Origin of the sequence: Burkholderia orbicola (assembly GCF_900100915.1) — a bacterium.
Lineage (GTDB): Bacteria > Pseudomonadota > Gammaproteobacteria > Burkholderiales > Burkholderiaceae > Burkholderia > Burkholderia orbicola.
This window is the reverse complement of the sequence record NZ_FNKW01000001.1, coordinates 1,622,368-1,642,266: the sequence shown is the minus strand read 5'-3', so window position 1 is coordinate 1,642,266 and position 19,899 is coordinate 1,622,368. Positions and strand designations below refer to the sequence as shown.

The 19,899-nt window shown below is 69.0% G+C and carries 21 protein-coding genes, 1 tRNA gene and 2 riboswitches; of the genes, 5 read left to right on the top strand and 17 right to left on the bottom strand.

The window, feature by feature from the left end:
• Window positions 1–5: 5 nt before the first annotated feature.
• The 5 genes from gcvH to BLS50_RS07855 all read right to left on the bottom strand — a co-directional run bounded on the left by gcvH (window position 6) and on the right by BLS50_RS07855 (window position 4,916).
• Window positions 6–386, bottom strand: coding sequence for a glycine cleavage system protein GcvH (gcvH, locus tag BLS50_RS07880; protein WP_074801766.1), 381 nt, complete (start codon window positions 384–386; stop codon window positions 6–8).
• 125 nt (window positions 387–511) lie between these two features.
• Window positions 512–1,630, bottom strand: coding sequence for a glycine cleavage system aminomethyltransferase GcvT (gene gcvT, locus BLS50_RS07875; RefSeq protein WP_054928235.1), 1,119 nt, complete (start codon window positions 1,628–1,630; stop codon window positions 512–514).
• 83 nt (window positions 1,631–1,713) lie between these two features.
• A riboswitch (glycine riboswitch) is annotated at window positions 1,714–1,847 on the bottom strand.
• 35 nt (window positions 1,848–1,882) lie between these two features.
• Window positions 1,883–1,985, bottom strand: a riboswitch (glycine riboswitch).
• Between the two features lie 114 nt (window positions 1,986–2,099).
• Window positions 2,100–2,465, bottom strand: a complete 366-nt coding sequence (locus tag BLS50_RS07870; RefSeq protein ID WP_027811833.1) for a hypothetical protein — start codon at window positions 2,463–2,465, stop codon at window positions 2,100–2,102.
• Between the two features lie 213 nt (window positions 2,466–2,678).
• Window positions 2,679–3,731, bottom strand: a complete 1,053-nt coding sequence (locus BLS50_RS07865; RefSeq protein WP_074801763.1) for an oxidoreductase — start codon at window positions 3,729–3,731, stop codon at window positions 2,679–2,681.
• 477 nt (window positions 3,732–4,208) lie between these two features.
• Window positions 4,209–4,916: an SGNH/GDSL hydrolase family protein gene (locus BLS50_RS07855; protein WP_074801757.1), complete on the bottom strand. Its 708-nt coding sequence runs from the start codon at window positions 4,914–4,916 to the stop codon at window positions 4,209–4,211.
• Window positions 4,917–5,227: 311 nt separating this feature from the next.
• Between BLS50_RS07855 and BLS50_RS07850 the strand changes: the two genes are divergently transcribed.
• Window positions 5,228–7,315 (top strand): UvrD-helicase domain-containing protein, encoded by a 2,088-nt coding sequence (locus tag BLS50_RS07850; protein WP_012327640.1) that lies wholly within the window; start codon window positions 5,228–5,230, stop codon window positions 7,313–7,315.
• A gap of 109 nt (window positions 7,316–7,424) precedes the next feature.
• On the opposite strand, the gene BLS50_RS07845 is transcribed toward BLS50_RS07850, so the two are convergent.
• On the bottom strand, window positions 7,425–8,312 hold the full coding sequence (locus tag BLS50_RS07845) for a c-type cytochrome (protein WP_074801754.1): 888 nt from the start codon (window positions 8,310–8,312) through the stop codon (window positions 7,425–7,427).
• A gap of 251 nt (window positions 8,313–8,563) precedes the next feature.
• Here BLS50_RS07845 and BLS50_RS07840 point away from each other — a divergent pair.
• Window positions 8,564–8,639: transfer RNA gene (locus tag BLS50_RS07840), tRNA-Arg, on the top strand.
• A gap of 54 nt (window positions 8,640–8,693) precedes the next feature.
• On the opposite strand, the gene BLS50_RS07835 is transcribed toward BLS50_RS07840, so the two are convergent.
• Together BLS50_RS07835 and BLS50_RS36515 are read right to left on the bottom strand one after the other, a co-directional pair.
• Window positions 8,694–9,725 carry a tyrosine-type recombinase/integrase gene (locus tag BLS50_RS07835; protein WP_412668060.1) on the bottom strand — a complete coding sequence of 344 codons (1,032 nt, stop codon included), beginning with the start codon at window positions 9,723–9,725 and terminating at the stop codon, window positions 8,694–8,696.
• Window positions 9,638–9,892, bottom strand: a complete 255-nt coding sequence (locus BLS50_RS36515; RefSeq protein ID WP_349252866.1) for a DNA-binding protein — start codon at window positions 9,890–9,892, stop codon at window positions 9,638–9,640. Before BLS50_RS36515 ends, BLS50_RS07835 begins: the two co-directional genes overlap by 88 nt.
• Between BLS50_RS36515 and BLS50_RS07830 the strand changes: the two genes are divergently transcribed.
• Complete coding sequence (locus BLS50_RS07830) at window positions 9,785–10,045, top strand: hypothetical protein (RefSeq protein WP_176934178.1); 261 nt, start codon at window positions 9,785–9,787, stop codon at window positions 10,043–10,045. The genes BLS50_RS36515 and BLS50_RS07830 overlap by 108 nt on opposite strands.
• 51 nt (window positions 10,046–10,096) lie before the next feature.
• Here the strand turns inward: BLS50_RS07830 and BLS50_RS07825 are convergent, their stop codons facing one another.
• The 5 genes from BLS50_RS07825 to BLS50_RS07805 all read right to left on the bottom strand — a co-directional run bounded on the left by BLS50_RS07825 (window position 10,097) and on the right by BLS50_RS07805 (window position 14,293).
• The gene (locus tag BLS50_RS07825) at window positions 10,097–10,468 is read right to left on the bottom strand and encodes a hypothetical protein (RefSeq protein WP_074801744.1); all 372 of its coding nucleotides are present in this window, start codon (window positions 10,466–10,468) and stop codon (window positions 10,097–10,099) included.
• On the bottom strand, window positions 10,465–13,257 hold the full coding sequence (locus BLS50_RS07820) for a toprim domain-containing protein (RefSeq protein WP_074801741.1): 2,793 nt from the start codon (window positions 13,255–13,257) through the stop codon (window positions 10,465–10,467). The genes BLS50_RS07825 and BLS50_RS07820 overlap by 4 nt, the downstream gene beginning before the upstream one ends.
• Before the next feature lie 5 nt (window positions 13,258–13,262).
• On the bottom strand, window positions 13,263–13,520 hold the full coding sequence (locus BLS50_RS07815) for a hypothetical protein (protein WP_069232015.1): 258 nt from the start codon (window positions 13,518–13,520) through the stop codon (window positions 13,263–13,265).
• Between the two features lie 127 nt (window positions 13,521–13,647).
• Window positions 13,648–13,896, bottom strand: a complete 249-nt coding sequence (locus BLS50_RS07810) for an Ogr/Delta-like zinc finger protein (RefSeq protein WP_006485448.1) — start codon at window positions 13,894–13,896, stop codon at window positions 13,648–13,650.
• Between the two features lie 181 nt (window positions 13,897–14,077).
• Window positions 14,078–14,293 (bottom strand): hypothetical protein, encoded by a 216-nt coding sequence (locus tag BLS50_RS07805; protein ID WP_074801738.1) that lies wholly within the window; start codon window positions 14,291–14,293, stop codon window positions 14,078–14,080.
• A gap of 90 nt (window positions 14,294–14,383) precedes the next feature.
• On the opposite strand from BLS50_RS07805, the gene BLS50_RS07800 reads away from it, so the two are divergent.
• On the top strand, window positions 14,384–14,875 hold the full coding sequence (locus tag BLS50_RS07800) for a helix-turn-helix domain-containing protein (protein ID WP_074801736.1): 492 nt from the start codon (window positions 14,384–14,386) through the stop codon (window positions 14,873–14,875).
• Between the two features lie 315 nt (window positions 14,876–15,190).
• The gene (locus BLS50_RS07795) at window positions 15,191–15,487 is read left to right on the top strand and encodes a hypothetical protein (RefSeq protein ID WP_006485449.1); all 297 of its coding nucleotides are present in this window, start codon (window positions 15,191–15,193) and stop codon (window positions 15,485–15,487) included.
• 187 nt (window positions 15,488–15,674) lie between these two features.
• On the opposite strand, the gene BLS50_RS07790 is transcribed toward BLS50_RS07795, so the two are convergent.
• From BLS50_RS07790 to BLS50_RS07775, 4 genes are read right to left on the bottom strand one after another with little or no spacing between them, the layout of a single operon-like run.
• A complete protein-coding gene (locus BLS50_RS07790; protein WP_074801733.1) occupies window positions 15,675–16,745 on the bottom strand; it encodes a phage late control D family protein in 1,071 nt (356 codons plus the stop codon).
• Window positions 16,742–17,173 (bottom strand): phage tail protein, encoded by a 432-nt coding sequence (locus BLS50_RS07785; protein WP_074801731.1) that lies wholly within the window; start codon window positions 17,171–17,173, stop codon window positions 16,742–16,744. Before BLS50_RS07785 ends, BLS50_RS07790 begins: the two co-directional genes overlap by 4 nt.
• 24 nt (window positions 17,174–17,197) lie before the next feature.
• Window positions 17,198–19,765: a phage tail tape measure protein gene (locus BLS50_RS07780; protein ID WP_074801728.1), complete on the bottom strand. Its 2,568-nt coding sequence runs from the start codon at window positions 19,763–19,765 to the stop codon at window positions 17,198–17,200.
• A 15-nt stretch (window positions 19,766–19,780) separates the two neighbouring features.
• On the bottom strand, window positions 19,781–19,894 hold the full coding sequence (locus tag BLS50_RS07775; protein WP_006484104.1) for a GpE family phage tail protein: 114 nt from the start codon (window positions 19,892–19,894) through the stop codon (window positions 19,781–19,783).
• Between the last annotated feature and the right edge of the window lie 5 nt (window positions 19,895–19,899).

The window sequence follows — 19,899 nt, the reverse complement described above, 5'->3', positions numbered from 1 at the left end:
GGAAATTAGTCGATCAGCTTGCTGTAGGCGTCGGCGTCGATCAGCTTGTCGGTCGATGCGCCGGCCGCGAGCTTGATCTTGAAGAGCCACACGCCGTATGCGTCGCCGTTCACTTCTTCCGGCGCATCGGTGGCGGCTTCGTTGACGGCGACGATCTCGCCGGACACCGGCGAGTAGATGTCGGATGCCGCCTTCACCGATTCGACGACGCCGACGGCGTCGCCCGCGTTCACCGACTTGCCGACTTCGGGCAGCTCGAGGAAGACGATGTCGCCGAGCGTGCTTTGCGCGTGATCGGTGATGCCGACCGTCAGCGTGCCGTCCGCCTCGGTGCGGATCCACTCATGTTCGTCGGTGTACTTCAGATCGGCCGGGACGTTGCTCATCGGATGCTCCTGGATAAAAGGTGTGTTCGTTCTGCTGGCGCGCCGCCATGGCACGCCGAATAGGGTTGCGCCGGGCGCCATCTCCCGGCTTGCCGGAAGGCGGCCCCGCGGCCGCTTCCCGGTCGTTACGCAGCGAGGACCTTGCCGTTGCGCACGAACGGCAGTTTTACCACGCGCGCGGGAAGATTCTTGTCTCGAATTTGCACCTGGACGATGTCGCCGACCTGGACGGCTGCCGGCACGCGCGCGAACGCGATCGATTCCTGCATCGACGGCGAGAACGTGCCGCTCGTGATCTCGCCTTCGCCGTGCGGCGTGACGACCTTCTGGTGCGCGCGCAGCACGCCGCCCGCCTTGCCGTTTTCCTTCTGCAGGATCAGGCCGACGAATGCGGCACGCGTGCCGTTGGCTTCGAGTGCGGCGCGGCCGACGAAGTCGCGAGGCGCGGTGAGGTCGACCGTCCAGGCGAGGCCCGCGTCGAGCGGGGAGACGGTGTCGTCCATGTCCTGGCCGTACAGGTTCATGCCGGCCTCGAGGCGCAGCGTGTCGCGCGCGCCGAGCCCGCACGGACGCACGCCGTGTTGCTGCAGCGCATTCCACAGCACTTCGACGTGCACGGCCGGGACGATCACTTCGAAGCCGTCTTCGCCGGTGTAGCCGGTGCGCGCGATGGTGAGATCGCCGAACGGCGTGCCGGCGACCTGCGCGGCGTTGAACGGCTTGAGTTCGCTGGTGGCGGCGCGGGCGGACGGCACCGTCGCCCAGACCTTTTCGCGGGCGTTCGGGCCCTGGACGGCGACGATCGCGAAATCGCGGCGCGGCGCGATCGTCAGGCCGTAGCCGCCTTGCTCGTTCAGCTGGTTGAACCACGCGATGTCTTTCTCGGCGGTGCCGGCGTTGACCACCACGCGGAAGAATTCTTCGGTGAAGTAGTAGACGATCAGATCGTCGATGACGCCGCCCTGCGGGTTGAGCAGGCACGAGTAGAGCGCCTTGCCGGGCGTCTTGAGCTTGCCGACGTGGTTCGCGATCGCATGCTCGAAGAACGCGCGCACGCGGCTGCCGGTGAAATCGACGACGCACATGTGCGACACGTCGAACATGCCGGCGTCGGTGCGCACGGCAGCGTGTTCTTCGATCTGCGAGCCGTAGTTGACGGGCATGTCCCAGCCGCCGAAGTCGACCATGCGGGCATTGAGCGCGCGATGCGCGGCGTTGAGCGGGGTGTGATTCAGTGCAGTCATCGAGGCCTCAGGCAAGGCGCTTGCGCGCGGATCAGAACGGCCATGTGCCGACCGCCGCGGCTGATAGCCTCGAGCGATCCGGTACATGCCCCTCTGTCCTCGATACCTGAGAGATTGCGCTGCGGGCAAAGCCCGGCGAACGCGCGCCCCTTCGGTGGGCAGCTTGCCCGCGCAGCCAATGCGCTGCGGGCTACTGCCGCTCTCCAGAGTGCGGGGAGAGTAGGTGCCCGCGCAATGCGCGGACGCGGTTCCCCGACGCGGTCGGTCCTTTTGCCTGAGAGTTTGCGGGTGTGCCCCTTCGGCGGCGCAACCGGTGTCGGAACGACCCGGTCACACGCTCTCCCGACGCGTGCGGGCGACTGTACGCGAGCGGGTGGGCCTTGTCAATTTGAGCAAAAGAATGTCGCTTCGCGACAAGCGGCGGCGGCCGGCGCCGCCGCTTTTCTGCGCGCCGGCGGGCGCGGGCGCATTACTCGCCGATCGCGCGCGCGGCCGTGTCGAGTTCCTGGTTCAGCACGCGCTGCTCGTCGCCGGACAGGCCGCCGTTGTGCTGGGCCGACATGTCGTTCGCTTCCTGGCGGATCACGTCGAGACGGTGGTGCAGCTGCGCACCGTACGGCGGCGGGTAGTAGCCGCCGTTCACACGGGCGTCGATGCGGCGATGCAGGTTGTCGATCCGGCCCTGGACCTCCTGCATGCGGTCGTTCGCGACGACCTGCGGGTTCGGTCGCGGCGGCGGAGGCGCCTGCCGGGCCGGCCGCTGCGGCTGCACGATACAGGCCGCGAGCGAGGAAACCAGGACGCAGCATGCCGCTGCGCGAATCAACCGTTGCATCACATTCTCCTGACGGATAAGTGTCGAATCGACTTTTTGAGAAACGCGTCAGACCGGACGATCGCTGACTTTCGTTCCCGCACCATTTGTAACGGAATGTTCGGGGCCGTGGCCGCGGGGCGGCGTGGCGGTAGACACAAGCGCCGCCGGTGCCGATGCCTGGCGGCGTGGCGCGGAGGGTGGCCGGGTCGGCACCGACCCGGACGGCGGCCGTCAGACCGTGCGGCGCACGAACGGCACCCGGCGGCCGTCGTGTTCGCTCTGCGCGGCGAGCTCGATGATCGTCATCACGTCGACCGCGTCCTGCGCGGTGACGGGAAACGGCGCGCCGTCGCGGATTGACGCGGCGAGCGCGCGGTAGAACTCCGCGTACTGGCCGTCGAGCGTCGGCACCGGCCGCTCGACCTCGACCTCGCCGTCAAGCACGCGCAGCAGGCCGGGCGGATTGCCGCCGCCGAATTCGACATCGTCCGCGGTGAGGCCGGCCTTGAGCTGGTCTTCCTGCGTGTCGAGCCCGAACTTCTGGTAGCTGCCGCGCGTGCCGTGCAGCGTGAAGCGCGCGGGTTCGATCGCCGACAGCGCGCTCGCATGCAGCGCGACGTCCTTGTCTGGATAGCCGAGCAGCAGGTGCACGAAATCGGGCGCCGTGCCGTTGTCGCGGCGCGTCTTGATGGTGGCGCTCACCGTTTCCGGCGTGCCGAACAGCGCGAGCGCCTGGTCGATCAGGTGCGGGCCGAGGTCGAGCAGCAGGCCGCCGCCGCGGGCCGGCTCCTCGCGCCAGCGCGTGCGCGGCGTCGGCCGGAAGCGGTCGAAGTGCGACGCGAAGTAGGTGAGGCGGCCGAGCTCGCCCGATTCGACGATCCGGCGCACGGTGAGGAAATCGCCGTCCCAGCGGCGGTTGTGGAACGGCGCGAACAGCCGGCTGCGCGCGTTCGCGAGCCGCGCGAGGGCGAGCGCCTCGTCGGCGGTGAGCGTGACGGGCTTGTCGACGACCACGTGGCGGCCGGCTTCGAGCACCTGGCGCGCGAGCGTGAAGTGGGTGTCGTTCGGCGTGGCGATCACCACGCATTCGATGTCATCGAGACCGAGCAGCGTGTCGAGATCGGGGACGATGCGCGCGCCCGGATACGCGGCCTGCGCGCGATCGGGCTGACCCGTCGCGATCGCGGCGACTTCGGTGCGGCCGCTCGTGGCGATCACGGGCGCGTGGAACGTCGCGCCGGCGAAACCGAAACCCATCAAACCAATCCTGAGCAATGACGACATGGCAATTCCTGGCTGCGAAGGAAACTAAAGGATGGCGCGCCGGAGCGGCGCGAGGACGACCGGCTATTTTGGCATGGCGCCGCTGCTTGCACAGACGCGTCGGGCGAAATGCACGAAGCGAGGCGGCGCTTGCGCGGAGGAGGCTGGCATTTTGCGCGGGGTCGTGCGCCGTGCCGCGGTATGGTTGACTGGTTCGCGGCTCTTGCCCCGGCCCCGGCCCCGGCCCCGGCCCCGGCCCCGGCCCCGGCCCCGGCCCCGGCCCCGGCCCCGGCCCCGGCCCCGGCCCCGGCCCCGGCCCCGGCCCCGGCCCAAGCCCAAGCCCAAGCCCAAGCCCAAGCCCAAGCCCAAGCCCAAGCCCAAGCCCAAGCCCAAGCGCGGCCCGGCCCGGCCCTCCCAAGCCCCCGGCTCCCGGCTCCCGGCTCCCGGCTCCCAACCCCCGGCAAGCCGTGGCGGCAGTCAGCCCCCGAACGCGCCCCATCATCCGCCCGGCTGCTGCCGCACGGCGGCCGCGACCTGCGCGGCCCACACCGCGCACGCGGCTGTGCCGGGATGGAAGCCGTCGGCGGCCATCAAGTGGCGTTCGAGCGGCAGGTCGACCCGCAGGAACGTGCAGTGCGGTTGCCAGCCAGCCCAGCCGGCGAGCGCCGCGTTGAGCCGCTTCGCGCGCCGCCCCAGATACCACGCGAGCGGCTGCGGCAGCGCCGGGAAGCGCTCCATCGGCGGCACTGCCGACAGGATCGCGTGCCCGACCTGGAAACGCGTGGCGAGCAGCCGCACCAGCTCGGCCTGCTGCGCGAGCCAACGTGCGGGCGGCACGCCGCCCGTCACGTCGTTGACGCCGAGCGACGTCACGGCCACGTCGAACGGCTCGGCCGGCTCCGCGGCGAGCCAGTCGACCAGCTCCCGCGTGGTCAGGCCGGTGCGTGCGAGCAGTTTCCAGCGCACGCGGTGCGTGGCCGCCAGCGCGTTCGCCAGTTGCCCGGCGAGCGCATCGTGCTGCGTCGCGACTCCGACGCCCGCGGCGGCCGAATCGCCGACCACCAGCACGCGCAGCGGTGGGCCGTCGCCGGCCACGCCGTCGCGCGGGCCGGCCGCCTCGGGCAGCCGCGGCGTGACGCGGCGCACGTAGCGCCCTTGTGCGAACAGCAGCGGGCCGAGGGCAGCGGTGGCGAACGGGTATCCCATGAGGTCGATCCTGCGGTGGTTGAAACGCATTGAAGCGAGGGCGGCGCGGGTGGCGTCGGGGAGTGCATATTGTGTCCGATCGCAGCGCGAACAGGGCCAGATTGGCCGAGCGGACAGCCACGACCACGCCGAACGGACAGGGGGCGCCCGCCCGGCAAGCCCGCGCGCCCCCGTCCGGCGGCGTGCCCGAAATACGCGCCGCCGACGTGTTAACATGCGCGTCCTGCCCCGCGTGTCCGCCTGCTTCGCCAGCCTGCCGCGCACGGCATCCTCTCGGCGTCCGCCGTCAACCAGCAACACCATCCGCCATCATGTCCGCAGGCCTCAATCCCGCTCAGAACGAAGCGGTGCGCTATCTCGACGGTCCCTGTCTCGTGCTCGCCGGCGCGGGCAGCGGCAAGACACGCGTGATCACGCAGAAGATCGCGCATCTGATCGAAGCGAAGGGCTTCGAGCCGCGCCATATCGCCGCCGTCACGTTCACGAACAAGGCGGCCGCCGAAATGCGCGAGCGCGTGTCGAAGCTGCTGGAAGGCAAGACCCTCACCACGCCGGGCAAGGAAGGCCGCAAGGTGCCCGTCAACCAGCTCACCGTCTGCACGTTCCACTCGCTGGGCGTGCAGATCCTGCGCCAGGAGGCCGAGCACGTCGGCCTGAAGCCGCAGTTCTCGATCATGGATTCGGACGACTGCTTCGGGATGATCCAGGAGCAGCTCGGCACCACCGACAAAGGGCTGATCCGCAAGATCCAGAGCATCATCTCGCTGTGGAAGAACGGCCTGATCATGCCCGACGAGGCGATGGCGATCGCCGCCAACGAGGACGAGCACCAGGCCGCGCTGGTCTACCGCAACTACGTGGCGACGCTGCACGCGTACCAGGCGGTCGACTTCGACGACCTGATCCGCCTGCCGGCCGAGCTGTTCGCGAAGAACGAGCAGGTGCGCGACCGCTGGCAGAACAAGCTGCGCTACCTGCTGATCGACGAGTACCAGGACACCAATGCGTGCCAGTACGAACTGCTGAAGCAGCTCGCGGGCCCGCGCGCCGCGTTCACGGCGGTCGGCGACGACGACCAGGCGATCTACGGCTGGCGCGGCGCGACGCTGGAGAACCTCGCGCAGCTCGGCAAGGATTTTCCGAAGCTGCACGTGATCAAGCTCGAGCAGAACTACCGGTCGACGGTACGAATTCTGACCGCCGCGAACAACGTGATCGCGAACAACCCGAAGCTGTTCGAGAAGAAACTGTGGTCCGAGCACGGGATGGGCGATTCGATCACCGTCACGGCGTGCAACGACGAGGAACACGAGGCCGAATCGGTCGTGTTCCGGCTGTCCGCGCACAAGTTCGAGCGGCGTGCGCAGTTCCGCGACTACGCGATCCTGTACCGCGGCAATTTCCAGGCGCGCATCTTCGAGCAGGTGTTGCGGCGCGAGCGGATTCCGTACGTGCTGTCGGGCGGCCAGTCGTTCTTCGACAAGGCCGAAATCAAGGATCTATGCGCGTACCTGCGGCTGATCGCGAACGCCGACGACGATCCCGCGTTCATCCGCGCGGTCACGACGCCGCGCCGCGGCATCGGCAACACGACGCTGGAAGCGCTCGGCTCGTTCGCGGGGCAGGCGAAGGTGTCGCTGTTCGAGGCCGTCTACATGGGCGGGATCGAGGCGCGGCTGTCGGCGCGCCAGGTCGAGCCGCTGCGGATGTTCTGCGACTTCATCCAGCGCCTGACCGAGCGCGCGGACAAGGAGCCCGCGACCGTCGTGCTCGACGACATGATGGAGGCGATCCACTACGAGGCGTACCTGTACGACGCGTTCGACGAGCGGCAGGCGCAATCGAAGTGGCAGAACGTGCTCGAATTCCTCGAATGGCTGAAGCGCAAGGGCACGAAGCCCGAGACGGACGCCGTCGACGGCGAGGCCGAAGGTTTCCACAACGCGGACGGCCTCGCCGATACGGGCAAGAACCTGCTCGGCCTGATCCAGACCGTCGCGCTGATGTCGATGCTCGAGGGCAAGGACGAGGACCCGGACGCCGTGCGGCTGTCGACCGTCCATGCGTCGAAGGGGCTCGAGTATCCGCACGTGTTCCTGGTCGGCGTCGAGGAAGGCATCATGCCGCACCGCGGCGGCAGCGAGGACGACGGCCCGATCGACAACGAGCGGATCGAGGAGGAGCGTCGGCTGATGTACGTCGCGATCACGCGCGCGCAGCGCAGCCTGCACCTGAACTGGTGCAAGAAGCGCAAGCGGGCGCGCGAGACGGTCGTGTGCGAACCGTCGCGCTTCATCCCGGAGATGGGGCTCGACGAAGCGCCGCCGCCGACGCCGGAAGAAGCGCCGATGTCGCCGAAGGACCGGCTCGCGAGCCTGAAGGCATTGCTGCAGAAGTGACGCGGCGGCGGTGCCGCGCACGCTGGCGCGGCCAACCGGCGACACAAAAACGAAACCCCCGCGATGCAAGGGCGTCGCGGGGGTTTTTTACGGATGGCCGGGTGACTCGTTACTTCGCCGAGTTGACCATGTAGTCGACGGCCGCCTTCACGTCGGCATCGGACGCGTTCGATCCGCCCTTCGGCGGCATCGCGCCCTTGCCGTGCAGCGCGTAGTTGTAGACCGTATCCATCGAGTCCTTCAGGCGCGGCGCCCAGTCTTCCTTGCTGCCGAACTTCGGCGCGCCCAGCACGCCGGCCGCGTGGCAGGCCTGGCAGGTCGACGCGTACAGCGCCTTGCCGGCCGTTGCCGCGTCGGCGCCAGCCGGGGCGGCCGCGGGCTTTTCGCCGGCCTTCGGGATCGCGGCGATCGCGGCCATGGCCGCGGCGGCCTGCGCGTTCGACGCGTCGGCGCCCGACGCGGGCGCGCCGCTGGCGGGCTGCGCCGCATTGGCGGCCGGTGCGGCCGGCTCGGGGAAGTTCGCGCCGTCGTTGTTCACCATGTAGACGATCGCGCGGGCGATTTCATAGTCGCTGACGTCGTCGGGGCTCGTGCCGCCGCGCGCCGGCATCGCGCCCTTGCCCGCAAGGGCCGTCTTCAGCAGCGTGTCGAAGCCTTGCGAGATGCGCGGCGCCCAGTCGTCCTTGTTGCCGAACTTCGGCGCGCCGGCGGCGCCGGTGCCGTGGCAGGTCACGCAGACGGCCTTGTAGACCTCCTCGCCGGTCTTGTACGTGCGGGGTGCGTTGGCGTCCTTCACCTCGACCTTCGCGATGGGGGCGATACGTGCGGCGACCTGCTCGTCGGATAGCGCGTCCGTGCCGGCGCCGGAACGGAACGCATGGTTCGCGTAATTGGCGAACAGGACGATCAGGATGATCGGAATCGCGAACGACGCGATGATGACGGCAATCAGCTGCCCGGGGGTTTTGACGGGAGATTCGTGGGGTGCTTCGCTCATGCTTGCCTCGTCTCCATGAATAGGAATTGTGAGCGCGGTGCAACGGCAAAATGGCAGTCCAATGAAGCACGGACGATTATAGACGGAACGTTTACATCACGGCGAGCGGCGCGATGGCGCGTGTTTACCCGCACGCAGCGGCGCCCGGCGGCGATTCGGCGGGCAAGGTGGACGCGTCTTGGGAAACCGGGTATCCTTGCCGTCTTGCCAATCGTGGGCGGCCTGTATATGGGGTCGCTTCACTGTCTCACGCGCCCGTAGCTCAATGGATAGAGTACTGCCCTCCGAAGGCAGGGGTTGCTGGTTCGATCCCAGCCGGGCGCGCCAAGCCTATCAAGGCTTTCAGCGGTTTCCTCCCTTCGTCGTGCAGTACCGTTGCAGCTAGATTGCAGCCGGAATCGGCGCGGGCTCGGCCGTCAGCGGCGTGACCCAATGCGCCAGGTGATCGGCCGACAGATGCGCGTACCGCTGCACCATTTCCATCGTCTCCCATCCGCCCAGCTCCTTCAGCACCTGCAGCGGCGTGCCGCGTTGCACATGCCAGCTCGCCCAGGTGTGGCGCAGGTCGTGCCAGCGGAAGTCGTGCAGGCCGGCGCGCCGCAGCGCTTTGGCCCAGGCGGCCGTGGCCGTCTGGTAGACCGGCTTGCCGCGATACACGAACACGCAGTCCGCGCATGCCGGCGCCCGCGGGTTCGCGCGCTGGCGTTGCAGCACGGCGATCGCGGTATCCGACAGCGGCACCGTGATCGCCTTGCGGGCCTTGGCCTGATCCGGATGAATCCACGCGACGCGCCGTGCGAGGTCGACCTGCGACCACCGCAGCCCCGTCACGTTGGCGCGCCGCAAGCCGGTTTCGAGGCTGAAGCGGGCCATGTCGGCGAGGTGCGCAGGCAGTTCGGCGAGCAGCCGCTCCGCCTCGGCCGGCGTCAGCCAGCGGATGCGTTTCGAGACCACCTTCGCGCGTTTTGTGACCGGCGCGCGCGCCAGCCATTCCCATTCGACGGCCGCGTTCAACACGGCTTTCAGCACGCCGATCACGCGGCGCACCGTGGCGTCGCTGACGGGGCGGTCGGTTGCGACGATGCCGTGCCGCGTGCGCACCGTGCGCGGCTCCCGACGCTTGGCGAGCGCGATCGCGTCGATGCGGCTCCGGTCGATGTCGGCGAGCGCGACGCCGGACAGGTGCCGGTCGAGCCAGCGCAGATGGATCTTCGAGGTCTCCAGGCTCGCGAGGCCCGCTCGTTCGCCGACATAGCGGACGACGGCGTCGTTCCACGAATGGCGCGGCTTCGTCCCGAGCCGCACCTGGTTCCACAGGTCGACCTTCAGCCGGTCGTGGAATTCCTGGGCCTGCGTTTTGTCGCGGGTGCCAGTGCTTCCCTGTACCGGCGTTCCGCCGCCAGGGGGGTACAGCTTGTATTGCCAGTTCGGGCTGGTTTTTCGTTTGTAGAGCGACATGAGTGGGCTTCCTCGTGCTGATCGTCCTGCGCCGCTCGCGGGAGCCACTCCCCGGCGAGGTAGCGCTGCAGGGCCATGATGGAAAAGATCCAGCGCTTGCCGACCTTGCGGCCGGGCAGCATGCCGGCCCGGGCCTTCAGGCGCACCGTTTCGGGATGTGCGCCGAGCAGGGCCGCCGCGCCGGCGAGGTCGACGGTCGCCGGGTTCGCGTCGTCGGCAGGCCGCGCGCCGGGCGGGCACGCAGCGCAACTGGTGGCAGGATGGATGGCGTGTGAAGGGCGCATAACGCGTTGATATTCAAGAATTTTGTTTGCCATGGGTTGCCATCATTCAGACATGGCGGCCGTGCGGAACCCATGGCGCGAAGCCTTGGTGCCGCGGGCGACCGATGGCGGCGCGCGCCTGACTCGTGGTGCTCGGCGGCGGCCAGTTGCTGCGGCTTCCCGGTACGCTTTCTTCTTTTCTTTCAATACTTTGAAGAGAGAAGAAGAGAGAGGCGTCGCGGTTTGCGGGCAAGCCGGACCCGTGGCAAAAGCGGCCCGACTCGTGGCGATCCGCGTGCCATGCGCGGCGGCACTTTCCTCAACAATCAAGGACTTGCGAACCTCGGCCGGCGAAATCCACGACTCGCGTGCGCTGCCCGCCCGTTCCCCGCAATATCCGGCGCGCACCGATTGATTGAGCTGATCGCGGCTCATGCGCGGCCTCCGTGCAGCGCGTCGGTCGCCAGATCCTCGCGCACCGACACATGCAGGCCGAAGGTGGCCAGTCGTTCGAGCGACACCGGCGTCAGGTACGGCACGCGGCGCATGTAGATGCGGCGCTCGACCTCTTTCTCGCCGACCACGACGCCCGCGTGCTTCAGCTGAGCCTTGAACACGCGGTCGGATTTCACGGGCAGGCCGTTCCATTTGTCGCGCAGGGCGCTCGTGTGCGCGAGGTGATCCATCACATGCCCGGTGCGCAGCAGCAGGCAGAACTCGCCGTCGACGGTGTCGAACGTGTACGGATGCTTGTAGTTGCCGCCGTCGATTTCCGACAGCACCGTTTCCATGATCCAGACCCACGGCTCGCGGTCGGCGCTCGTTTCGGCGACGTGGCCGTTCATCTCGGCGAGCAGATCGCGCGGGAACTCGCCCTCGCTCGCGTCCATTCCGGCGAATTCGCACAGGTAGCGCCATGCCAGCCCGACCGCCGCGTAATTGGCGGCCATGCGCCGCGCGCCGTCGTCCTCGCCGCTTGCGCGGCAGCCGGCGAGCGCCTGGTCGCGCAGCGTCGCGTATTGATCGAGCGCCGCGCGCCGGTCGAGCCCGGTCAGGAATTCGAGCCATTGCCGGACCGGGAAGCGCGGCAGGTCGTCGGGCAGCAGCGGCCCGCGCTTGCCGGTCAGCGTCGTGCGCACGAGCTTGCCGAGCAGGCTGCGCACCGGCACGTCCTCGCCGGCGAGCATCACCGGCGCGCACAGCAGGTATTCGGTCATGTCGGTGCCGCGCCGCGTCACCGTGTATTGATAGTTCTCCTGCAGCAGCCCGACCGCCTTGTCGATTACGTCCTGCCGGCGTGCCGACAGCTCTTCCCAGCCGACCGGGTGGCTCGTGTGGCTGATGCTGGTCAGCAGCCGGAATTCGGTCTGCAGCGACTGCCCGGAGAACATCGTGAACGCGAGCGAGCGCTCGAGCCGCTTGATGAGCGTCGACTTGCCCGCGCCCTTGTTCGCCTGGATCGTCAGGTGTGGCCAGAAGCCGAGCAGCGCCTTCAGGTGGCCGCCGAGCGCCCAGACGAGCGGGATCGTCGCGGCGTTCTGCCGGAACGTCGTCTGGTAGGCCGCGATCACGCGGCGCGCGTCGCTCACCGGGCCGCCCGGGAAAGTCAGGTTGTGATACGGGCACTGCTTGTCCGCTTCGGTGAAGTAGCAGTCGGGGCCTTCGTTGACGATCAGCCGGCCGTCGCGCCACGCGAGCCCGACGAAGTTCGCGGCGCGGCGTGCGCCCAGGTCGGCACCGCGCTCGAGGATGTTGACCATCCGCTTGAACGGCGCCGGCGCCCAGATCGGACCGAACTTGCCCCATTGATCGACGTTGTGCAGCTGGTCGTCGAGCATCACGCGACGGATCAGCAGTGCGCCGTGCCGCGGCGCCTGCACCGATACCGCGAAGTAGACGGTGGGCGCCTGGTCGGCGTCGCCCGTCATCGTCGAGGTCGCGCTCGCGACGGCCACGCGGCTGATGCCGGCGATGCGAAAGCCGCACAGATCGGTCATCACGGGTGTGTCGACGCCCGATTCCTCGTTGCGATCCATCTTGGTGATGTAGCTCGTGAAATCCGGCCGCACGCGAAATCGCCAGTACTGCGCGAAATCGTGCGGCGGCAGGAACAGGCGCGGCCGACCGCGGCGCGATGCGTCGCCGGGCAGCCCGGCGAGCAGCCACGGCTCGAGCTGGTCGAGTGCGCGCGCCAGCTCGGCCGGGCCGCGCAACTGCAGGTAGTCGTTCACGTCGTTAATCGGCGTGCGCGTGGCGTTGCCGTCCGCCAGATCCGCGAACCAGTCCGACTGGTCGACCAGCACGGCGCTGATGTCGAGTGCCGTCAGCCGTTCGTAGAGCGCCCACGCGGCCTCCGGGCCGGGGCGCTGGCCGGCGCGCGGGTGGCCGTCGGCGAACGGTTCGTCGTTGTCCAGGCAGATCGTGACCTGCTTGCCGCGCAGGAACGCGAAGTCGATGCGCTCGACGTTCGCGAGGCCGCGCAGCGCGAGCGCGGCCGTGCCGGGCAGCGCGCAGGTGTCGATCGACAGCGCGTTGATCGCGCTCTCGACGATCACGACGCGCTTCGCGCGGTCGAGTCGGCGTGAGTCAGCGGTCCACGCATAACCGGCCTTGTCGCCCTGGGTCTGCGTCTTGACCTCGCCGTTGAGCGCGGGATCGACGTAGCGCATGTCGACCGCGACGACGCGTGCGTCGCCCGGCGCGCGCACCACGAACGCGGCCGCGGGGCCGCCGTGGCCGACTTCGCCGGCGGCGATCTTCGGGCTCGTCCACGTATTGAAGCCGACGGTGCGCGCGGTGAGCGCCGCGTCGATCGCGGCGGCCGCAATGCCGCGGCTGCCGAGGTACTCGCGCACGCGCTCGCGCTCGGCCACGCACCGGTCGGCGATGTATTCGACGGTCGATTTCTCGCGGCGCTCGGCCGGCGCCGGCCGCTCGGACGGGAGGCCGTATGCGTCGTGGAGATAGCGGACCGCGTCAGCGACGGTGCCCCCGCGCGCGTGGATTACGAGGTCGATGCAGGACCCGCCGGCATCGGCGCTGTGGTCGCGCCAGCCGGTGCCGTACTTCGGGTGGTTCGCATAGATCGACAGCGACGGGTTGCGATCCGCGTGCTGCGGCGAGTGATAGAGCGCGCGGTCGCCGCCGCGGCCGCGCTTCAGGCCGAGACGGCTCGCAAGATCGTGCAGGTCGATGTGTCGTTTCAGTTCGTCGATCGAAGCCATTTTCGTTATTGCTGTCGTTCAGGTTGGGCGTGCCGCGGAGGGTCGCCAGCCGAGGCCGGCGGCGCGACGAGCACGCGCAGCGCGGCGGCGGATTGCGGGAAGCCGAGCGCAAGACGATCGGCGAGCGCCGACACGAAGTGGTCGAGGGCGGGCTGGCGCGCGACGCTGCCGGACGCGGGCGCGCGGCGCAATGTGTCGACGGCGGCCGCGATGGCGGCGCGCAGCGCGACGTCGTGCGGTGCGGGTTCGGCGTGGCGGTTCATGTGAGCGCCTCCAGGCCATGGCTCACGAGGTTCGAGATCATGAGGAATCCTTTCAATGGCAAAAACGATTCCCTCGCGCCGCTCGGGCACGATGCGAGGGAAACGGAGAGGGTGACGGGTTAGGGCGTCAGACGGGCAGCTCGAGCTGTGCGGCGAGGCGTTCGCGCACGTGCGGCGAGAGCGGCAACTGCAACGACAGGTTCGGGATCGCGGACGGCGACAGCGTGCGCGCGAATTCCATGTTGACGACGTACGTGTGGCCGCATTCCGGATTCGAGCACTGGAACGTGATTTCGCGGAAGGTCAGCGACATTTCACGGCTGCTGCGCGCGGTGGCGCGGGTGCGGCAGTGCGGGCAGCGGTTCAGGATTCGCATGAGGGCTCACTCCGGGCGAAAGACGGCAGAGGGCCGGGCCTGACGCGGGTCGCGTCGGCGGCCGGGTGGCGGTACTGGCCGATCGGCGAATGGATGCCAGCGCGCGCACGGCTCACAATCGATGTTGCGGGCACGGCCAGTCGGGCGCGTTCGACAGCGGGGAACATGACGGCGCTCCGGCTCACTGGCGCGCGCCGCGCGAGCGAGGTGCCGCGATCGCGCGCAGGCGGCTGGCGCCGAGGCGGATCAGTTCGCGCGCCATGCTCGAGATCGAGCGGTTGCGCTGGGCGGCGAGCTGCTCGAGCTCGCCGCGCTCGACGGGCGTCAGCCCCACGTAGACGGGCTTGTCCGACATCGTGCCGCGCGGCGAACGGCGTGGGCCTTTGGGAGTAGTCATGGTCGGTATACTTTGCGGAGATAGTCTTGCGTTACGGTAAGGCTAGTCTAATGAGCAAAAAACGGCTCGTCAATTGTTAATGGGTAATTTATGACACAAATCGGGAGTCGCCTGCGGGACGAGCGCTTGCGGATCGGGCTCAGCCAGGACGAGTTTGCGGCCGTGGGCGGCGTGGCGAGGCGCTCGCAGTCGGCGTACGAGTCGGACGAGCGCGCTCCCGACGCGGCCTATCTGCTGGCCGTTCGCGAAATCGGCGTCGATATCGGCTACGTGCTGACCGGCGAGCGGCCCGCCGCGGGCGAAGGGGCGCCGGCGCCAGGTGCCCGCGACGCGGACGAAGCCGAAGTGCTCGCGATGTACCGGCAGCTCAACGACACCGGCAAGGCCTCGCTGCATGCGTTCCTCGCGAGCTGCATCAGCACCGGCGCGATGGTGCAGACCGCGGCGCCGCGGCGTGCGAAGCGCCTGCCGGAGAAGCGCCGCGCGGCGCTCGATCAGCGCACGGCGGAGAACGTCGATCGCGCGATGGCCGAGATCGAACGGCTGAAGGCCGAACGCGCGGCGAAGCAGCCGAAGAAGTAACGCCTCCGCGGGGTGGCGCCCCGCCGCATCACCCGGCGCGCATGCATACGGCGCACCCCGCGCGGCCGTCCCCCCGCCCGATTCGAGCCGTTGCGTGCGCGACGGTGGGGTCGCGCACTTCCGTTCTTCGATATCGCGGCCGCGCGCTCAGCGCACCGTGCAAGGGCATCGGATAAAATCGGACGAAACACTGTATATCCATACAGTATTGGTTTAGCATTCTGAAAGCCGGTGAGCTGGCAGCGGGGCGTTCCGAGGCGCCCCGTCGTGTCAGGCGGCCCCCGGTTGATGACTGAGTTTGCGGAGACCGGAAAAATGGACACCAACAGGAAGCACGACAACGGGACGATCGGCGCGTCGGCGCACGCCGACCATCGCGCGGACGCGCGTGGAGCGACGATGGGCCCGCCGCGATATCGTTCGGACCTGACCGACGACGAGCGGGCCGACGCGCACGCAGCGATCGACAACGCGATGCTGTCGGTCGGGCAGGTGCTCGAGGCCGCGCTGCAGGCGATGGCCAATCTGCGCGATGCGCGCGCCACGCTGCAGCAATGTGGCGACGCGCGCGACCTGCGCATGACGCTCGGCGGGCGTCAGCAATCGAGCTGAACCGCCACTCCCGCTGATCCCCCCGGCCGGCATTCGCTCCGGCCCGCTGCCACGAATCCGGGCCGCGCCTCCCGCGCGTTGCCTCGCTCTCCCTCCCGCGACAATCCTGCCTTCGCCACCGCGATCGACGACCTGCGATCGCGCGTCGCGGCATGGCCGCGCAGCGGTCGCAGGCAGAGCCTGCCGGTCAGCGCTGACCGGCGCGAGGCGTCTTCTTCGGTGCGTCGCGCACCTCGAGCTCGAGCGCGGTCGTGAAGCCGCCGTCGCCGATCGTATGCGTCGCTTTCTTCACGAGCCACGGCGTGCTGTCGATGTCCGGCTTGAATCCCGTCACGGTGACGGGCATCTCGGGAAACAGCTCGGGCCGACCGAGCGCGAGCGTATAGCTCAGCGTCGATTCGCCGCGCTGCGTGCGCGCATATTCGGCTTGCGCGGCCGCGCGCGCCTCGGCCTCGGTCGCGTAGTCCTCGGGCAGCACCTTGACGTTCTTGCCCTTGGCATCGCCGACGACCACCGAGAGCCGGCGCGCGCTGCCATTCGAGTGATAGTGCGCGCGCACCGACGTGTAGCTGTCGCGCTGCGCGACGTGATAGCGATGCTGGTCGCCGCTCGCGCGCGTGATGGCCAGCACGTCGAGCGGCTTGCCGCTGACCGTCTTGCCGCTGCCGATCGGCGTGAACAGCAAGTGCTTGTCCTTCACGGTCATCACCGCGTCGTAACGCTTCGCGAGGCGCGTCAGGAACGACATGTCGGACTCTTGCGTCTGGTCGACGTGATCGATCCGCGTCGCGGCAAGTGTTGCATCGACGGCGGCCGTGAGCCCGTAGCGCGCGGCGATGGTCCGCACGATCGCGCCGATCGTCTGCCGGTGCCAGCTTTTCTCGCGGCGCTCGTGCATGTCGTTCGTCATCGATGCGGAGCGGGCGCGGATCGTGATGACGTCCGGTGCGCCGCCGTGCTCGACTTCGTCGACCGTGAACGCCCCCTTGTCGACCAGCGGCTCGCCGACCCATCCGATCGACAGCTTGATGCGCGCACCGCGTTTCGGAATCGCGAAGGTGCCCTGCGCATCGTCGAGGACCAGGTCGAGCATGTCGGCCTCGTCCGCGCGCGATTCCGCCAGCGACAGGCTGATGAGGTTGGGGGCGATCAGGCGCGACAGGTCGCGGCCGTCGAGCGTGATCCGGTAGTCGGCCTGCGGCTGCACGCGGCCCGCGCGGGCCGGCGCGTCGCCCGGCTTGCGTTCCTGCGTGCTCATTGCTCGGCCGCTCCGCTGTCGTCGTCCTGCTGCACTTCGGCGAGCACGCCGTCGTCGACGCGCTTGAGCGTCAGCGTGAACGCGATCTTGCGCGGCAGGCCTTCCTTCGTGTGATACGTGGCCGTTTCGTTGAGGCTGTCGATGACGTAGGCCCCGTACACGTTGCCGTTGCCGTCGACGAGCACGTACGCGTCGCCGGCGTCGCCCATGCGGGCGAGCGCCTCGATCGACGCGATCTCGCCGATGCCGTTTTCGGGCGCGACGATGCCGGTGAGGGTGATCATGTCATCGCCGGCGCCGGTGAACTGGCTCGCGTCGCGCACGCCGATGCGCGAGCTGGTGCGATGCTTCCAGTTGCGCTGGCGCTGGAGCTCCTGGTACGGCGTGGTCGCCAGGCTGAAAACGAACTGGTCGAGCGACATCATCATGGGCGGGTTTCCTCCAGCGGACAATCAATCGGACAGGCGCGACGCGGTGCGCGACGCCTTCGCGCGCTCGGCGCGTTCGAGCTCGGCGCGCACCATGCGGGCGATCTGGGCCGCATCGGCGCCGGGCGGCGGCGCGATGTTGATGGTGACGGGGCCGGCCGCGGGCGTGGCGCTCGCCGCGGCGGCCGGCGCCGTGAGCGGCGGGCGGTAGTCGAGCGACAGGTTGTAGCGTTCGAGCGGCGCGGCGGCGCCGATCGCCGGGCTCGCCGCGAACGCGGGCGGGCCGACCAGCGCGGCGGCGGTCGTGAGCGCGGCGGCCGTGCGCGTCATGCGGTTCGGATTGCCGGCGGCGGCGCCCGGCCCACCGTCGGGCGTGGCCGACGGCTGCAGGCCGAGTTTTTCCTTGAGCCATCCGACCGCTGAGCCGCCCAGGTTGCCGACCGTGCCCTTCAGCGCGCCGAGGCGATTCGTGATGCCGCCGACCAGACCGGACACGATGCTGGCGCCGATTTCCTCGAAACGCGTACCGATGTCGCCGAACCAGTCGCCGATGCCGCCGAGCGAGGTCTTCACCCACTCGACGGTGGCGTCCCATTTCGCGGTGATCCAGTCACCGGCCGCGCCGAATGCACCCTTGATCGTGTCCCACAGCGCGATGAATTTCGGCCCGAGCGTGTCCCAGTTCTGCCAGACGTAGACGGCGGCCATCGCGATCAGCCCGATCACGGCCAGCAGCGGATTCGCCATCGCCAGCCGGCCCAGGGCCAGCAGCGCCTGCCCGACGAGACTGAATGCGCTGGCCATCGACGTCGCGAAGCGCAGGACATTGACCGATCCCAGGAGGGTGCCGAATACGCTCGCCAGTGTGCCGGCGACGGTGAGTACCCCGCCCAGCGCCGCGAAGGTCGTGACGAGGATCCGGGTGGCCGTGCCGTGTTCGCGCACGAACCGGACGATCTTCTCGAGCACCCTGGCCGTGACGTCCAGCGCCGCGTTGTAGACCGGCGTGATCTTCTCGCCGATCTCGAGCTTCAGGTCGCGCAATTGCGCGAGCACGACGAGCTCGCGGCCGGCGGTCGAATCCGCGGCCTTCGCCCGCATCCTGGTGATGCCGTCGGCGGCGGCGCTCTGCCTTTCGGTGTCGCGGATCTGCTCGCGTTGTTCGTACATCGCGGTGAGCAGGGTTCCTGCGGCCTTGTCGGGGACCAGCTTCGCCAGCGCGGCTTTCACCTTGTCGGGCTGGGTGATGCCCTTCGCCGCCAGCTTCGGCAGCAGCACTTTTTCGAGCCATTCGAGCGGCGAGGCCTGCAGCATGTCGCTGCCCGAGAGCGCACCCGGCTCGAGCCCGCGGATCGCGCCGTTCCTCGCATGCATGACCCGCTTCGGATCGACCAGACCGAGCGCGGCCAACTGCCGTGCGGCGGGCGCCGTCACCTTGCCGTCGAAGAGGCTGCCGGACAGCGCCGCGAGGCCTTCGCCGGCCGCCTTGCCGCCGAGCTTCTCGATGAGCGGCTGCATCTGGTAGTAGAACGCGTCCGTGCGCAGCTTCCTGGCTGCGCCGCCACCCGATTCGGCGAACGTGTTCCACTCGTCGCCGCTGACCTTGCCGCCGGTCGCCGTCTGCATCTTCTGCACGATGTTCGCTTCGACGCCGAACGCGGCTTCGCTTTTCGTGCCGCCGCGCAGGTCGATCACCTTCAGCATGGCCATGAACTTGTCGACGTTCGCCTTCGCGTCGTCCTTGCCGAACAGCGCCTCGTTCGCCGATTTCATGTTCGCGAGCATCGGCAGCGCGACGCGCGCGCGTTGCTCGTCGCCACCCAGCGCCGACAGCGATTCGCGCATCAGCGCCAAGTTGTCGACGACCGACTGGCCGCCGACCTGCTGTGCGCGCGCGAACGTCACGGCGTCGGCCGACGCGCCTTGCGCTCGCAGGCGCAGCGTTTCGCTTTCGGCCTGCTTCGCGACGTCGAGCGGCTCGGACAGCATGCCGAACATGCTCTTGCCGGCGCCCATGATCGTCTTGCCGCGCTCCGCCCATTGCTTGCCGACGCCGCTCAGTGCGTCGATCCTCGCGCGCCTGGCATCGGCGCGCTGGCGGCGCGCGTCGTCGTACGCGAGCGCGTCGGCTGTCATCTTCGCCTTGCGTCGCGCGCTGTTCGTGGCCAGCGCGAATTCGTGCTGGTCGAGGTGGCGCGTGTCGATGCCCGCGCCCACGAGCTGGGTGCGCAGTTCGCGGATGCGCGCGACCTGCCTGCCTTGCGTGGCCGTCAAATTCGTGGCCGTGCGCTCCAGCCTGGCGAGGTCGTCGACCATCTGGCGTGACGGCGGACCGGACGCGCGCAGCGCCACGCGCAGCTCCCCGGCACGCAGCTTCGCTGTTTTGAGGTCGGTCGCGGTTTTCGCCACACCGCTGCGCAAGTCGCGAAACTCGCCGATGCGCTTCTGCGTCTTCGCCATGTCATCCAGCTCGCGGCGGGTGGCCCGCAGCGAGTCGGCCAGCCCCTTGTTGCCGGTCAGCATCATCTGCAGGGGCTTCGTCATGTTGTCGATCATGTCGACCATGACGCGCAGTTTCAGGGTGTTGTCCATCTTCGATCGTTTCGCTCATTGGGCGCCGGCACGCACTCGCGCGCGTTCACGCCAGTCCATCAGCTCGGCCAGGCTGAAGGCGTCCATCACGGGCGGTGTCCAGCCGAACACCGTCGCGATGTCCGCCATCGGGT

Excerpts from the sequence above, each read along its gene's own strand:
- gcvH (WP_074801766.1), bottom strand. The coding sequence starts at position 386 with ATGAGCAACGTCCCGGCCGATCTGAAGTACACCGACGAACATGAGTGG.
- gcvT (WP_054928235.1), bottom strand. The coding sequence starts at position 1,630 with ATGACTGCACTGAATCACACCCCGCTCAACGCCGCGCATCGCGCGCTC.
- BLS50_RS07870 (WP_027811833.1), bottom strand. The coding sequence starts at position 2,465 with ATGCAACGGTTGATTCGCGCAGCGGCATGCTGCGTCCTGGTTTCCTCG.
- BLS50_RS07865 (WP_074801763.1), bottom strand. The coding sequence starts at position 3,731 with ATGTCGTCATTGCTCAGGATTGGTTTGATGGGTTTCGGTTTCGCCGGC.
- BLS50_RS07855 (WP_074801757.1), bottom strand. The coding sequence starts at position 4,916 with ATGGGATACCCGTTCGCCACCGCTGCCCTCGGCCCGCTGCTGTTCGCA.
- BLS50_RS07850 (WP_012327640.1), top strand. The coding sequence starts at position 5,228 with ATGTCCGCAGGCCTCAATCCCGCTCAGAACGAAGCGGTGCGCTATCTC.
- BLS50_RS07845 (WP_074801754.1), bottom strand. The coding sequence starts at position 8,312 with ATGAGCGAAGCACCCCACGAATCTCCCGTCAAAACCCCCGGGCAGCTG.
- BLS50_RS36515 (WP_349252866.1), bottom strand. The coding sequence starts at position 9,892 with ATGCTGCCCGGCCGCAAGGTCGGCAAGCGCTGGATCTTTTCCATCATG.
- BLS50_RS07825 (WP_074801744.1), bottom strand. The coding sequence starts at position 10,468 with ATGAGCCGCGATCAGCTCAATCAATCGGTGCGCGCCGGATATTGCGGG.
- BLS50_RS07820 (WP_074801741.1), bottom strand. The coding sequence starts at position 13,257 with ATGGCTTCGATCGACGAACTGAAACGACACATCGACCTGCACGATCTT.
- BLS50_RS07815 (WP_069232015.1), bottom strand. The coding sequence starts at position 13,520 with ATGAACCGCCACGCCGAACCCGCACCGCACGACGTCGCGCTGCGCGCC.
- BLS50_RS07810 (WP_006485448.1), bottom strand. The coding sequence starts at position 13,896 with ATGCGAATCCTGAACCGCTGCCCGCACTGCCGCACCCGCGCCACCGCG.
- BLS50_RS07805 (WP_074801738.1), bottom strand. The coding sequence starts at position 14,293 with ATGACTACTCCCAAAGGCCCACGCCGTTCGCCGCGCGGCACGATGTCG.
- BLS50_RS07800 (WP_074801736.1), top strand. The coding sequence starts at position 14,384 with ATGACACAAATCGGGAGTCGCCTGCGGGACGAGCGCTTGCGGATCGGG.
- BLS50_RS07795 (WP_006485449.1), top strand. The coding sequence starts at position 15,191 with ATGGACACCAACAGGAAGCACGACAACGGGACGATCGGCGCGTCGGCG.
- BLS50_RS07790 (WP_074801733.1), bottom strand. The coding sequence starts at position 16,745 with ATGAGCACGCAGGAACGCAAGCCGGGCGACGCGCCGGCCCGCGCGGGC.
- BLS50_RS07785 (WP_074801731.1), bottom strand. The coding sequence starts at position 17,173 with ATGATGATGTCGCTCGACCAGTTCGTTTTCAGCCTGGCGACCACGCCG.
- BLS50_RS07780 (WP_074801728.1), bottom strand. The coding sequence starts at position 19,765 with ATGGACAACACCCTGAAACTGCGCGTCATGGTCGACATGATCGACAAC.
- BLS50_RS07775 (WP_006484104.1), bottom strand. The coding sequence starts at position 19,894 with ATGGCGGACATCGCGACGGTGTTCGGCTGGACACCGCCCGTGATGGAC.